Origin of the sequence: Chryseobacterium jejuense (assembly GCF_900100075.1) — a bacterium.
Classification (GTDB): domain Bacteria; phylum Bacteroidota; class Bacteroidia; order Flavobacteriales; family Weeksellaceae; genus Chryseobacterium; species Chryseobacterium jejuense.
Window position 1 is genome coordinate 109787 of record NZ_FNEG01000005.1, and the last position, 14977, is coordinate 124763.

Consider the following 14977-nt stretch of genomic DNA (forward strand, 5'->3'; position numbering starts at 1 on the left):
AAATAGCCTCTTCACTTTTGAAGAGGCTATTTTTTATTCTGAGAATATCTTAATTCATTCTTTCTGCCCATTGCAAAACTTCTGGTAGTTCCCTATCAGAAAATTCAATGTGAATCACTCTTCTTTTCTTTCCGTTAGTAGTTCTGTTTGAACCATGTAGTGTAAGAGGTTTCATCAGCATTACACCTCCTTTATCTACCTTACAGGTTTCTTCAGTTTCTACCGTCCAGTCTATGGTTTCCGGTCTGTAAATACCCTTAGAATGGGATTCAGGAACAACTTTTAAAGCTCCGTTATGTTCATCCGTTTCATCCAAATGGATTCTGATCGTATAAATATTTTCTAAAATATTCAATGGAGGTTGTACAGCAAATTGATTTTGTTTTGTTGTCCATGGGCCAAAACCAGATAATTCCAGCTTTTTATCCACAGAAATAGTCAGGTCCTGATGATAGGCTACATACCAATTTGAGGTTTCAGGTTTATCAAAATAGATGCTTTTAACCACAAAATATCGGTCACCAAAAATTTCTCTGATGATCTTTTTAATATTATCATTAAAGATGAAGTCTTTAATTTCCGGAACTTCTTTTAAAAACTGTCTGATAGCAAACAGATCTTCTGATTTCCTGAAGTTCTCTTTTGAAGTATCTATATTGTTCAGAACATCGATGATCTCAACCACCTCAGCATCGGAAAATACTTCATTAATAACTGAAAAGCCATATTTTTCAATATGGCTTTTGTATGTTGATAAGTCTTTTAAACTCATTATTTAAATTTTGTCTAAAGGTTCGGTTAGCTGTCCTTCCCATTTCGATACTGCTGAAGTAGCCAGTGTATTTCCTAATACGTTAGTCATACTTCTTCCCATATCACAGAAGTGGTCAATTGGTAAGATTAAAGCAATACCTTCCGGTGGAATACCAAACATTGAACAAGTTGCTACAATGATAACCAAAGACGCTCTCGGAACTCCGGCAATCCCTTTTGAAGTAAGCATCAATACTAAAAGCATTGTGATTTGTTGTCCGATTGTCATTTCTATTCCGTAGATCTGAGCAATAAAAATAGAAGCAAATGTCATATACATCATACTTCCATCCAGGTTAAAGGAATATCCTAAAGGCAGAATGAAAGATACTACTCTGCTGTTGCATCCGAATTTCTCAAGCTCTTCTACCAATTTCGGGAATACCGCTTCTGAACTGGTTGTAGAGAATGCAATCAATAATGGTTCTTTGATTCTTTTTAATAAATCAAATAGTCTGTTTCCTAAGATAAAATATCCTACCAACAGAAGAACCAGCCAAAGTACACCCAATGCAAAGAAGAAGTCTCTCAGATAGATGGCATATACTTTAAAGATTTCAAAACCATTGGTTGCTACCACAGCTGCAATGGCTCCCAATACTCCCAGAGGGGCAAACCACATGATATATCCTACCATTTTAAGAATACCATGCGCGATAATATCAAAAAGTTTTACAACCGGTTTAGAATATTCTTCTCCTAAATTAGCTAAAGCAACTCCGAACATAATGGCAAATACTACAATCTGCAATACTTCGTTGGTTGCAAAGGCTTCAAATAAACTTTTAGGAATCATATGCTTTACAAAGTCTTCTAAAGAAAAGCTTTTACTGCTTTTCAAAAGTTCGTCTGCTGAAGCAACGTCCTGAATCGGTAATTTAGTCACATGTCCCGGCTCCAGCCAGTTAACAAGGATTAATCCGATAAAAAGAGAAATCAAAGAAGCGGAGATAAACCAAAGCATTGCTTTTGTTCCTACTCTTCCGATCATTTTGATATCACTCATTTTGGCAATTCCCACCACAAGGGTAGTAAAGACCAAAGGCGCAATAATCATCTGTACCAATCTGATGAAAACCGTTCCCAATAGTTTTATATTCTTGGAAAAAGGTTCTGCGCTTTCCGGATACTGTACGTGTACAATTCCTCCAATTCCTACTCCCAGGAGAAGCGCGATGATAATTGCTATAAAAAGTTTATTCTGTCCTTTCATATATATAGTTCAATTTGCGCAAATATAATGGTTTTTGAATTGACAGAATATTTTATTCTAATCACGTTAAGGCCCTATTAAGTTTTTGAAACATAAAAATTAAATCGTTGGTTCATAAAATATTGTAAAAAAATTAAGAAACATTTATTGAATTTTTATTCTTTTGGTACAAATTTTATTATTACATTTGATTGTATAACAACATTAATAAATATACAATATGAAAAAAACTATCGCAATGGCTGCATTAGCTGTAGCTGTATCTTTCGGGGCAGTTTCTTGCAAAAAGAAAGTTTCTGATGCCGATCTTCAGACTCAGGCTACTACTGTAGTAACTTCTAATCCCAATGCTTCTGTTGAAGTAAAAGAAGGTGTAGCTCACTTAAGCGGAACTTTCGCGGATCAAGCCTCTAAAGATGCTATGATTACACAATTAAAAGCAATCAAAGGCGTAAAAGACGTAATGGATATGTCTAAAGTTGAAGTAACTCCTGCTGTAGCACCTGTTGAAACTAAATCTGCTGTAGATCCTGCTGTTCAGAAAAAAGTACAGGATGCTGTGAAAGATTTCCCTACGGTAAAAGTGGAAGTAATCAATGACGAACTTACGCTTACAGGAAATGTTTCTAAAGAGCAAGCTAAAAAAATCAAGCAGTCTGTTGATGCTTTAAAAGTTGGTAAAGTAAAATTTAACTACACCGTAAAATAATTTAAACTAAGATGAGTACATTACAAGATAAATATTCAAGCGTAGTTTCAGCAGCTCAGTCTGCTGGGATTTCAAATCTACAGGTTCAGGAACAAGATGGAATTTTATATGTTTCTGGAGATGCTTCCAATACCGCTGCAAAAGATGCAGTTTGGAATGCTTTAGGAGTTATTGATTCTACGTATTCTGCCTCAGATATCAATATTGATGTACAGGTTGCAGGTCTTGCTTCAGGAGCTTCTCTTACTGTGGCTACCGATGAATCTAACCTGAATATCAGACAGGAGCCTTCTACAGAAGCTGCTGTAGTAGGTAAAGCAGCAAAAGGTTCTGCAGTTACTTTAATTGAGCAGACTTCTGATGATTGGTGGAAAGTAAAAACTGCCGATGGTCAGGAAGGATATGCTTATTCAAGATATTTGAAAGCATAATTTCATTAAAAATAATTTTTGAAATATTCTTAAGGAACATCCCTATTATTGGGATGTTTTTTTATTTTTACGCTTTGAAAGCTCAATGAAGAAAATCTTATTATTCCTGTTTTTGATATGCAATTTACTGATTGTACATGCCCAAAGGCTGCATATTGATGGAAAAGTATCGGATCCGGAAAAGAAACCTGTAGAAAATGCTACCATATATCTGCTAAAGGCGAAAGATTCAACTATTATCAATTATACCGCAACCAATAAAGAAGGTAAATTTTCATTGCAGACCGATGAGGTAAAAGAACCTTCCTTCTTAAAAATTGATGCCGAAAAATTATCTTATTCCAAGGCACTTGATAAAATTGTTCAATCATTATCTCTTGGTGATATAGAGCTTGAAAAAAAGAAAATCATTGATATTGATGAGGTGAAAATCACCGTTTCTCCTGTGAAGGTGAAAAATGACACTATAGAATTCAATGCTTCTGCCCTTAAAGTGCGGCCTGACAGTCAAATTGATGAACTTTTGAAACAGATCCCGGGAGTAGAAATCGGCAATGATGGAAAAATTACGGTCAATGGGAAATCCGTAGATCAAATCATGGTTAATGGGAAACCTTTTTTTGATAAGGAAGGAAAAACAGCACTGCAAAATCTTCCTGCGGACATTATTAAAAACATTCAATTTACCACAACCAAAACTAAGGAAGAAGAATTAACCAAAAGAGCTCCAAAATCTCAAAGTACCACCATCAATTTCAATATTGATGAGAAGAAAAACAAAGGCCTTATGTCAAAAATACTGGCAGGCTATGGTTCTGATAAGCGTTATGAAGGAAATGTATTCTTAAATTATTTTAAAGGAGACACCAAAATCAGTGTTTTGGCATCTGCCAATAATATCAATTCAAAAAGCAGTTCAGGAGATCAGATTTTTGATACGATGGGACGTGGCAGCACAGGCCAGCAAGGAGGTGGGATTCAAAGGTTCAACAGTTTTGGACTGAATTACAATGACAAACTTGGAAATGATGCCAATCTTGACAACTTAAGCCTACAATATACCAATTCTAACAATGAAACCCGTTCGAAAGCCTCAAGGACCACATTTCTTCCAGATTCTACCCTAAAAACAGATTCTGAGAGCAGTAATGAAAATGAATCAAGGCAATATAATTTTAACAGTTCAGTAGGTATAAAACTGGATTCACTGACCAATATTTATATAGCCCCTTCATTTTCAAAATCAGAAACATTTGGTTCAGGGCAATCCATATCTTCTACATTAAAGGATGATAAACTTTTGAATGAAAGTAAAAACACCACTCAAACCAAAGGAGAAACCAATACTTTCAGCCCCAATATTAATTTTTTCAAAAACTTTAGGAAAAAGAATAGAGCAATCATGGCAATGATCAATAGTTCTATTACGGAATCTAATAATGATAATATCAATCAGTCACTAAATACTTTTTATAAGGAATCCGGGATGACTAGCGACAATCGTAATCAGTTGCAGAAAACCCGTTCTCAGGATAATAATTATGGCTTTATGGCCAGATATACGGAACCTATCTCAGATTCCGCAACAATAGGTATTAGTCTGCAATACAACTCAAAATTAACCAGAGAGATAAGAGATTTTAATGATTTTGATCCTGTTACAGGACAATATTCTCAATATAACACCCGTCTTTCCAACAGTATGGATCAAAGAATTAATCAGTTTACTCCTGAGATATCTTATTATCTTTATAAAAAGAAATTCGGAATCTGGGCTAATATCAATGCTGATATTTCAGATATGAATGTAAATTCAGTCTTTAACGGACAACTGTATAACCTTCAGAAAAATTTTGTTCTTCCTAAATATTCAACCAATTTCCGATATTCTTTTACGGATCGTAAGTCATTGATCTTGTCCAACTCTTCCAGTTTCACTATTCCTGATGCTGGAAAGCTGGTTCCATATAAAGATGAATCTAATCCTTTAGTTACCAATACCGGAAATCCTGATCTTAAAAATACTTGGATCAATGAAACCAATCTTACTTTCAATAGTTATAACATGGTCAAGAATTTAAACTATCATGTTACAGCTGCGTTTACTTATAGAAATAATGATGTGATCAATTATTCCAAATATGATAATTCCGGAAGGCAGATTATCACCTACAGCAATATAAGTGGAAATAAAAACTTCAGTTTCAGTGCGGGACTAACCAAGACTTTTAAATGGAATGATCATAAACTGAGAATTGCTCCAAGGTTCAGCATGAATTATACTTATAATAATGGTTTTATTAATGGAGAAGCCTTTAAAAGCAGAGCTTATAACTTCAATCCGGGACTTAATCTGAATTACGAAATCAAGGACATATTTACCATAAAACCATCTTACAGTCTTGGATACAGCTTTTCTGATTATACCAACTATAACATTAACAGCGTAAATACGACCACACAGTCTTTAAAAGTTGAGCTCACTAATTATCTCTTCCAAAAGGCTTTTTTCATCGGAAATGATTTTTCTTACAACACCAATTCGAATATTGCTCCCGGGTTTAAAAAAGATTTTTATTTCTGGAATGCCAGTGTGGGATATTCATTCTACAATAAACAGCTGACTGCAAAAATCAAGGTCTACGATGTATTGAATCAAAATCAAAGTGTAAAAAGAACCATTACGGATTCTTATTTTGAAGACCGTGAAGATCTGATTCTGAAACGATACATCATGTTTTCCCTTAGCTTGAAACTGAATAAGTTTGCGGGTAAAAAACCGAAAAATAAATAAACACCATACTTTTATATATTTTAATAAATGGCCGGAAAATTTTCCGGCTTTTTTATTGGTTAATCACAAGATTCTTTAACCACAAAAATTTTGAACAGTTAAGTTATTTAAGTTACTACTAACTGTTTGAAAAGTACACTTAAGTTTACTGAAAATCTCCGATTTTCACCAATATCCCAGTCGAAAGGCTACACATTTCCCTCCGCTGGAGAGGTGTCAAAAATTCAAAGAATTTTTGACGGGGTGGTTCTATATCAACCACAAAAATCCATTTACAAATTCCATAATCAATAGGAAAAAATTAAAACAAATTCACTTTTACAGGAAGATTCATCTGAGAAAACACCGTAAAAGTATTTTTATTTCTAAATTAGCCACAAATTTTACTTATGAAGACCCATATTTCAATTGTATTCATTCTCCTTTTCATTCTGGGAAAGGCTCAGAGTACGGAACAAAAAGACAATTTCGTTAAAGATAATTTCACCAAGAAGGAATTTTATATTCCGATGCGTGATGGAGTAAAGCTTTTCACGGCGGTTTATATTCCTAAAGATATTTCAAACAAGAACAAGTATCCGTTCCTGATGCAGAGAACCTGCTACAGCATTGCTCCTTATGGTGAAAATGAATATAAAACCAAAGTGGGGCCTAACGCTTACCTGATGAAAGACAAATATATTTTTGTGTATCAGGATGTACGAGGAAGATATATGAGTGAAGGAACTTTCACCAATATGACTCCTCAAGTAGAACGTAAAACTAAAAAAGATGTGGACGAAAGTACAGATACCTACGACACCATCGATTGGCTTTTGAAAAACGTTAAAGATAATAATGGAAAGGTAGGACAATTCGGGACTTCTTATCCTGGTTTTTATACGGCTGTAGGAACATTAGCGCAGCATCCGGCATTAGTGGCATCTTCTCCTCAGGCTCCTATTTCTGATTTCTGGAATGATGATTTTCTTCACAACGGAAGATTTATGCTGGGATATTTCAGAACATTCCCTGTTTTTGGAGTTCAGAAAACAAAACCTGAACAAAAAGCATGGTACATGGATTCCTTCATTAAACAAACTTCTGAAGATGGCTTAAAATTCTACAGAGATATGGGAACCCTGAAGGATGGCTATGAGAAGTACTATAAAGATAATTTCTTCATGACAGAAATTATGAATCATACCAACTATGATGAATTCTGGCAAAAAAGGGGACTCCTTCCTCATCTTAAGAATATTAACCACGCGGTAATGACTGTTGGAGGCTGGTTTGATTCTGAAGATCTTGCAGGACCATTAAATATCTACAAGACGATTGAAAAAACAAGTCCAAAAGCTAAAAATACAATTGTAATGGGACCTTTCTCTCATGGTGGATGGTCTCAGGAACAAGGTAAGCATTTTCACAGTGAAACCTATTTCGGAGACAGCATTGCCACATATTACCAGAAAAATGTAGAAACAAAATTTTTCAATCACTACCTGAAAGGTAATACCAAAGAAGATGCAGGACTTCCGGAAGCTTTGATGTATGATACCGGAGCTAAACAATGGAAAGAATTTGCATCTTATCCACCTAAAAATGCTCAAAAAGTAAACTTCTATCTTTCTGACAAAACGTTGAAAAAGACTTCAGGACAAGGATATTCAGAATATTATAGCGACCCTAACAATCCTGTTTTAAGTTCTGACCATTTAAAAGATTTTAATGGATTTACTCCTAAAAATTATATGTCAGAAGACCAAAGATTTGCAGTCGGAAGACCTGATGTACTAACTTTTACAACCGATGTATTGACAGAAGATATGACTTTCGCAGGGGAAATTATGGCTAAACTGAATATCTCTTCATCTTCTACAGATGCTGATTTTGCCGTAAAACTAATTGATGTATATCCTGAAGATTTTAAACCGGCAGAAAAGAAAGATGGTGTAATCTACGGAAACTACCATCAGATGGTAAGAAGCGAAATTATGCCTGCAAGATTCAGAAATACCAAGGAGAAAGGAGAAGCCTTAGTTCCTGATCAGAAAACAGCAGTCAACTTCAGACTTCAGGATGTGGTTCATACCTTCAAAAAAGGGCATAAAATACAGATTCAGATCAGCAGTACATGGTTTCCGCTTTTTGCTCTGAATCCTCAGAAATTTATGGATAATCCAAACTTTGCATCCAAAGAAGATTATACCAAAGTATTTATAAAATTGTATGGTGACAGTTCTATTGAAGCTGAAATCTTGAAATAAATTACAAACGCTGTTCAGATGAACAGCGTTTTTTGTTTTTGGGTATCTCTATGATTAAGCCGATTTCGCTGATCATTGTTATAAAAGAATAATTTTATTTCCCACAGATTGCACTGATTTTCACAGATGATTATCTGTATGATTTACTCAATTTGCAAGAGTTTTTATTCTTCATTGGTTCTGAACGTAAGATTTACTCTTGGTCTGCTCACTTTTGTTAGGGAAGCAGCCTTGACAAGGCTCGCTAGAGTAAACTGTAAGATATTTTTAACTACAGATAATTATGGTAAAATCTGCTTGAATTTTTATTCTTCAATAGTTCTGAAAGTAAGGTTTACCCTTGGAGTTCTCACTTTTGTTGTGGGGGGAAGCCTGTGAAGCCAATTATCCTGAGTGGTTCCTTTCATAACTAATAAACTTCCGTTTTCCAAGAATATTTCTACCTTTTCTTTTGTTGTTTTATGTTTGAATAAAAACTTTCTTTCTGCTCCGAAAGTCAGAGAGGCAATAGCTCCGTGTTTTTTCAGATCTGTTTCTCCATCGCTGTGGTAAGCCATTCCTTCACTGCCATCATGGTATAGATTTAGCAAGCATGAATTATAAGTTTCACCTGAAACTTCTTCGCATTTTTTCTTCAGCTCCAATAATTCAGGAGTCCAGAATTTTGCATGTTTAGTCCTTTTTGAATAGGTATACTCAAAAGGTTTCTCTCCGAACCAGGCAACTTTGCGCTTTGTTAAAATCAGTTTTCCGAAAATCATTGCTTCATCATTTTCCCATGGGATCTGATTAAACAAATAATCATAATAAAAATCGGATTTCTCCTTTGAGAAAACTTTCCCATAGTAATAAACAGTTCCGTCATTTGGAAGGATATTTAAGGGATAGTCTGATATATCCTCGAACAGGCTTAGCATAATTTTTTTTTTTTATAAAAGGACAATCTTATAACAGCTCTAATATAATTCGTATAAGTTTATTTATAAAAAAATATAGTAAAGAAAAATAAAGATAACAGCAATGAGTATTAGCTTTAACCATTCATATACTCTTTCATCTCTCTTTATTTTAGCAAGCTTAATATTTTGTTTTTCCTTTTCAGATTTATTTTTTGCTTCTCTTTCCTTTATTATATTTTCATATCCTTCGACAGAGTATTTCAAAATCATCTCTTCAGTCAAAGGAAATTTAATTATTTCATTTTTGAAATATTCTATGAAGTTAATCTTTCCTTCTTTATCCCATCGTTTATGAACCAGTGGATATCCGTCTTTATAAATATATTCGTTTTCTATACAACCTTCTTTTGCTACATAAGGCAATGTATTTTTAACTGTTGAAAAATAATATATCCACTTATTTATCCTTGTACCCAGTGCATAATTCCCCACAATACACAAATCACCATTATTATACCAGTATTTATATTCACCATCCATCACATCATTGATAAAAAATGCTTCTGCTCTTTTTTTCCCATCAGGATAAAGAAAGGTAATAAAACCGTTTTTGAAATGCTTTTTGAGCAGGCTATCCGGATTCTTTTGTAAATAATTCCGTTTTCTATATGCACTCCATGTATCGTAGTAATGATTGAACTGCCATGGGTATAACATTTGAGAAATACGCTCCATATCCATTTTTATTTCTGACTCTTCTTCCGGAAAAAACTCAATAATGGCAAAGAGGGGTTCTATTTTTAAATTTTTATAAGCAGAAAGCTTATGGTGGCCGTCCAAAATATATTCGTGGAAATAATCATCTTTCCCATATTTTCCCTTCAGAATAACAGCAAATGGCCTTACTCCTGATAAAATAAGATCTGTATAATATTTTACAAGTTCCTTATCAATTTCTTTCTCGGATTTCCAGGCAATGAAAGGATATTCATATATATTAAAACAATATGTATCTCTGTAAGCATCATAAGATTCATAATTATAGATAAGGTTTTGTGATAATTTCTTATCATACTTTCTGATCTCTTTTTCCACCTCTTTTTTATCCAGTCTTTCTTCTGCACAAACGGCAGCCTTGCTATAAATATACCATGCTTTATTTTCCGAAAAATTTAATCTATAATTTCCATTTTGCATTAAACCCAATAGCGGTTGCAAAGTTTGAAACAGATCTTCTACTCTATCTGTATAATCTATATTAAAATCAACTCCTTCAAGTGCTTTATTAATACGATTCTTATTTTCCTCAGTTATGGAAAAAAGCACTATATTTTCATCTCCCGGATCATCACAATCATCCCATAAAAAAAGAGCCGGTTCCTTTCCTATTGTCAGACATTCACTATACCCATTAAAATCATACTCAAGAGCTATCAAGCCTATGCTATTTGCAATTTTAAAATTCATGGTTCTTACTAAAAAAGTATTTCTTTATAAATAATACTTTCGATCAAAGATAAGATAAAACATAAATTTTCCGGCTGCTTTTTCTAGCACATAAAGCAGCATCAATAAAAATAGAAGTTTATTTTAAATATTGGTATTAAGAGTAAAGCTGTGAACTTTCCCAGCCCACAATCATTTGTTTTCTATCACTTCCCCATCGGTAGCCGCCAAGATGTCCCGTAGATTGGATGACACGATGGCAAGGGATAAGGAATGCTACAGGATTACTTCCTATGGCTGTTCCCACAGCTCGTGAAGCTTTAGGGTTTCCTATTTTCTCTGCAAGGCTGCCATAAGTAGACAGTTTTCCCATAGGAATAGTTAATAGACTTTCCCAGACTTTTAACTGAAAATCGGTACCTTTTAAATGAAGTTTGATCGTGTTGAGCTTTGTCCAGTCTTTATCGAATATGGACAACGCATTTTTCTGAAGGGCGTCCTGTTTTTCAAAAAAAGAAGCATTAGGAAATTTATGCTGTAAATTCCCTAATGCTGTTTCTTTATCATTTTCAAAAGCCATATAGCAGATTCCTTTTTCTGTGGAAGCTACCAGGATATTTCCAAATGGACTTTCTGAAAAACTATAATTGATGACAAGACTTTTTCCACCGTTTTTATATTCAGCCGGAGACATTCCTTCTATTTTTACAAACAGATCATGCAATCTGCTGGTACTGGAAAATCCCGTTTCATAAGCGGTATCAAAAATACTTGCCTTTTCTTCCTTCAATAAACTTTTAGCATGTTCAAGGCTGATGAACTGTAAAAATTTTTTCGGACTTGTTCCTGCCCAATCTGTGAAAATCTTCTGAAAATGGGCCGGACTTAAGTGAATATTCTCTGCCACTTCCTCCAAACTTGGCTGAAGCCTGAAATTGCTCTGGATATATTCTATCGCTTTAGCAATTCTGTTGTAATCTATTTGACTTTGTGTGGACATCTTACTCTGTTTTTATCTCACAAATTTCCAAAGAATACACGGCAGAAAAAATCCGATTCTTGCGGAATATTAGTTATTGTTGTTATAGATATCGTTATAAGCAAGCATTTTATAATATAACTTAGCCGCTAAGAAAGCTGTTGGCTTAGCCATTGGAGAATCCATTAATTCTACAATATCAAATGCCACTACGTTACATTTTTCGAATACTTTTCTTAATAATTCCAATGTTGGGTACCATTGTAATCCACCTGGTTCAGGAGTTCCTGTAGATGGAGCAATAGAAGGATCAAAAGCGTCAAGGTCAATCGTAATATAAACGTTTCCTGAAACTTTTTCCAATACATCATTCACCCAGTTCTCATTATTAGCAATTTCATGAGCAAAAAATACTCTTCCTTCCGGTAAATACTGAGCTTCTTCAGCATCCATAGAACGGATTCCCACCTGAACTAAGTTATGTTTCTGGTTAGCTTCAAACACTGCACAAGCATGGTTAGAAGTAGATCCGTGGAACTCAGGACGTAAATCTGTGTGAGCATCCAACTGAAGAACGGTAAGGTTTTCAAACTTCTCTCCTACTGCACGGATAGAACCGATAGAAACAGAGTGCTCACCACCGAATAAAGTGAATACTTTTCCTTCATTGTTCAAAAGCTCTTTTGTTTTCTGATAAACAGCTTCTGTCATTGCTTCAGGAGTAGAGTTTTCAGAAACTTCTCCAGCTAAATACACACCCTGAAGATAAGGCTCAGTTTGTGTTTCAATGTCATAAAGTTCCATGTTTTCAGAAGCGTCTAGAAATAATTCAGGACCTTTATCTGCTCCTTTTCCCCATGTTGAAGTTCCATCGTAAGGAACTGTTACCAACATTACTTTCGAATTCTCCAACGTTGCGTTTTCCTCTGGAATTCCTGCGTATGTTTTCATGCTTTATTTAAAAATTTTAATGTTGAAATTGGTGACAAAGATACGAAGAGTTTGTGAGTTGGAGAGTAAGTGTGTGGAGAGTTTGTAAATGATAATTATCCATTAATCCGAACTTGAAATTAAATATTTTAATATCTCTTAAGAAGTCAAAAGTCATGAAGCGCAAAAGAATAATTTGAATTCAATTTTATTACTATTTAATCTATTTATCATAGTGACAGTAAAACTTATTCTGCAATAACCTCCAGCTTCCCTCTTCTAGCTTCCCGTCTTATTGAACTTTCCCCTTTCAACTCAATTTCCTATTTTTGTAAAAAACTTAAAATATGTCTTTAAAAGCTGTACTTTTCGATATGGATGGGGTCATTGTAGACACCGAACCATTACATAGAAAAGCCTATTTCAAAACGTTTGATGAATTGGAAATTGCAGTTTCCGAAGATTTATACACTTCTTTCACTGGTGCGTCCACCAAAAGGGTTTCAGAAACTCTGATCAAGGAATTTAATTTAGATCAGACTTACGAATCCATTGCTGGCATCAAAAGGTCCCATTTTAAAGATTATTTTTATAATGATGATGAGTTTGATCTAATTCCTGGAGTAAGAAGCCTTATTCAGCATTACCATGAAAATGATATCAAGCTTATTTTAGCTTCTTCTGCCACCATGACAACCATCAATATGGTGTTTGATAAATTCGGATTGGAAAAATATTTCAGTGGAAAAATCAGTGGTGCCGATTTAAAAGAATCTAAACCTCATCCTGAAGTTTTCCTTCTGGCTGCTGAAATTGCTGGTGAGCCTGTTGAAAACTGTATGGTAATTGAAGATTCTACGAATGGGATCTTGGCTGCTCACAGAGCTAAAATATTCTGTGCTGCCTACAGAAGTCCGCATTCGAAAAATCAAGATTATACACTGGCAGACACCGTGGTTTCTGATTATGAAGAACTTGAACTGGATAAAATTTCAAAATATTTTTAAATAAAAAAGCTCTCAGAATCTGAGAGCTTTTATTTTGTGTAAGTTTTGGCTAAAGCCAATGGATTATATTTTTTATTGAACGGGCTAAAGCCCGTTCCTATTGATAACAAAATTATTTATATCCAAGAAGTCTCAATACATCTTCCGGTTCCTGTTTTTCACGGAAAATTTCATACTGTAACTCACCGTTTTCATCTTTCTGAATCAGAACGTGTCTTGGCTGAGGCATCAGACAGTGGTGTACTCCACCGTAACCACCAATAGTTTCCTGATAAGCTCCTGTATGGAAGAATCCAATATACAAAGGCTTGGTATCACTGAAAACTGGTAGATAAATAGCATTTGTATGCTGCTCAGAGTTATAATAATCGTCTGAATCACATGTTAACCCACCAAGGAATACTCTTTCATAAGTATCTTCCCAACGGTTCAGCGGAAGCATGATGAAGTGTCTTGAAATCGCCCATGTATCAGGAAGAGTGGTCATGAAAGAAGAGTCAATCATATTCCACTTCTCTCTGTCGTTCTGACGTTTCTGAGAGATGATTTTATAAAGGTTAGCCCCACTTTCCCCAACGGTAAAACTTCCGAATTCAGTATAGATGTTTGGTTCTTCTACTCCTTCTTCTTCACAGAATTTTTTGATCTGAGAAACGATTTCTTCTACCATATACTGGTAATCGTAATCAAAGTTCAACGAAGTTTTGATTGGGAATCCACCACCAATATTCAATGAGTCTACTTCAGGAGCAATTTTCTTCAAACGTGCATATACACGAAGACATTTGTATAACTCGTTCCAGTAGTAAGATGTATCCTTAATCCCCGTATTGATGAAAAAGTGAAGCATTTTCAATCTTGCATTCGGGTGTTCGGCGATCTTTTGACTGTAATATGGAATGATATCTTTATATCCGATTCCTAATCTTGAGGTATAAAATTCGAACTTCGGCTCTTCTTCAGAAGCAATTCTGATTCCGATATTGAAGGTAGAATCTATACTTTCTGTAAGTTTATCCAATTCACGGTAATTATCCAGAATCGGAGTAATGTTTTCAAAACCACTGTTAATCATATCTGAGATCTTTGTCAGATAATCATCAGTTTTGAATCCATTACAGATTACTTCAATGTTTTTATCTACTTTCTCTTTTTCATAAAGAGATTTTACAATATCCATATCATAGGCAGAAGACGTTTCTATTGAAATGTCATTCTTCAAGGCCTCTTCCAATACGAAATTGAAATGACTGGATTTTGTACAATAACAGTAGGTGTAATTCTTTTTATATTCAATTTTTTCAAAAGCTTCTTTAAACCAGCTTTTGGCTTTTTGAATATTTTGAGAAATTCTCGGCAAATAGCTAATCTTTAGCGGAGTGCCAAATTGCTCAACAACGTCCATCAATGGAACATCGTGAAACAACAAATTGTTCTCAGAAACATTAAATTCCTCCGTAGGAAAATATAATGTCTGATCAATAAGTTCCGAGTACTTTATTTTCAT

Annotated in this window: 12 protein-coding genes; 5 read left to right on the plus strand and 7 right to left on the minus strand. The window is 34.6% G+C overall.

Annotated elements, in window-relative coordinates; all coding sequences use genetic code 11:
• Positions 1 to 49: 49 nt before the first annotated feature.
• Together BLS98_RS15635 and BLS98_RS15640 are read right to left on the minus strand one after the other, a co-directional pair.
• Positions 50 to 772, minus strand: a complete 723-nt coding sequence (locus tag BLS98_RS15635) for a phytanoyl-CoA dioxygenase family protein (RefSeq protein ID WP_089737454.1) — start codon at positions 770 to 772, stop codon at positions 50 to 52.
• A 3-nt stretch (positions 773 to 775) separates the two neighbouring features.
• Positions 776 to 2026: a dicarboxylate/amino acid:cation symporter gene (locus tag BLS98_RS15640; RefSeq protein ID WP_089737455.1), complete on the minus strand. Its 1251-nt coding sequence runs from the start codon at positions 2024 to 2026 to the stop codon at positions 776 to 778.
• 220 nt (positions 2027 to 2246) lie between these two features.
• Between BLS98_RS15640 and BLS98_RS15645 the strand changes: the two genes are divergently transcribed.
• The 4 genes from BLS98_RS15645 (at position 2247) to BLS98_RS15660 (ending at position 8209) form a co-directional block, all read left to right on the plus strand.
• Positions 2247 to 2735, plus strand: coding sequence for a BON domain-containing protein (locus BLS98_RS15645; protein ID WP_089737456.1), 489 nt, complete (start codon positions 2247 to 2249; stop codon positions 2733 to 2735).
• Between the two features lie 11 nt (positions 2736 to 2746).
• Positions 2747 to 3166 carry an SH3 domain-containing protein gene (locus BLS98_RS15650; protein WP_089737457.1) on the plus strand — a complete coding sequence of 140 codons (420 nt, stop codon included), beginning with the start codon at positions 2747 to 2749 and terminating at the stop codon, positions 3164 to 3166.
• A gap of 85 nt (positions 3167 to 3251) precedes the next feature.
• Positions 3252 to 5960, plus strand: a complete 2709-nt coding sequence (locus BLS98_RS15655; RefSeq protein WP_089737458.1) for a TonB-dependent receptor — start codon at positions 3252 to 3254, stop codon at positions 5958 to 5960.
• A 389-nt stretch (positions 5961 to 6349) separates the two neighbouring features.
• Positions 6350 to 8209 carry a CocE/NonD family hydrolase gene (locus tag BLS98_RS15660; RefSeq protein ID WP_089737459.1) on the plus strand — a complete coding sequence of 620 codons (1860 nt, stop codon included), beginning with the start codon at positions 6350 to 6352 and terminating at the stop codon, positions 8207 to 8209.
• A gap of 305 nt (positions 8210 to 8514) precedes the next feature.
• Here the strand turns inward: BLS98_RS15660 and BLS98_RS15665 are convergent, their stop codons facing one another.
• The 4 genes from BLS98_RS15665 to speB all read right to left on the minus strand — a co-directional run bounded on the left by BLS98_RS15665 (position 8515) and on the right by speB (position 12484).
• On the minus strand, positions 8515 to 9126 hold the full coding sequence (locus BLS98_RS15665; RefSeq protein WP_089737460.1) for an alpha-ketoglutarate-dependent dioxygenase AlkB family protein: 612 nt from the start codon (positions 9124 to 9126) through the stop codon (positions 8515 to 8517).
• Positions 9127 to 9189: 63 nt separating this feature from the next.
• Positions 9190 to 10575 carry a toxin-antitoxin system YwqK family antitoxin gene (locus BLS98_RS15670; protein ID WP_089737461.1) on the minus strand — a complete coding sequence of 462 codons (1386 nt, stop codon included), beginning with the start codon at positions 10573 to 10575 and terminating at the stop codon, positions 9190 to 9192.
• Between the two features lie 136 nt (positions 10576 to 10711).
• On the minus strand, positions 10712 to 11554 hold the full coding sequence (locus BLS98_RS15675) for a bifunctional helix-turn-helix domain-containing protein/methylated-DNA--[protein]-cysteine S-methyltransferase (RefSeq protein ID WP_089737462.1): 843 nt from the start codon (positions 11552 to 11554) through the stop codon (positions 10712 to 10714).
• Between the two features lie 69 nt (positions 11555 to 11623).
• Positions 11624 to 12484 carry an agmatinase gene (gene speB, locus BLS98_RS15680; protein ID WP_065394861.1) on the minus strand — a complete coding sequence of 287 codons (861 nt, stop codon included), beginning with the start codon at positions 12482 to 12484 and terminating at the stop codon, positions 11624 to 11626.
• Positions 12485 to 12810: 326 nt separating this feature from the next.
• On the opposite strand from speB, the gene BLS98_RS15685 reads away from it, so the two are divergent.
• Complete coding sequence (locus BLS98_RS15685) at positions 12811 to 13470, plus strand: HAD family hydrolase (RefSeq protein WP_089737463.1); 660 nt, start codon at positions 12811 to 12813, stop codon at positions 13468 to 13470.
• Between the two features lie 112 nt (positions 13471 to 13582).
• On the opposite strand, the gene BLS98_RS15690 is transcribed toward BLS98_RS15685, so the two are convergent.
• A complete protein-coding gene (locus BLS98_RS15690; protein WP_089737464.1) occupies positions 13583 to 14977 on the minus strand; it encodes a type III PLP-dependent enzyme domain-containing protein in 1395 nt (464 codons plus the stop codon).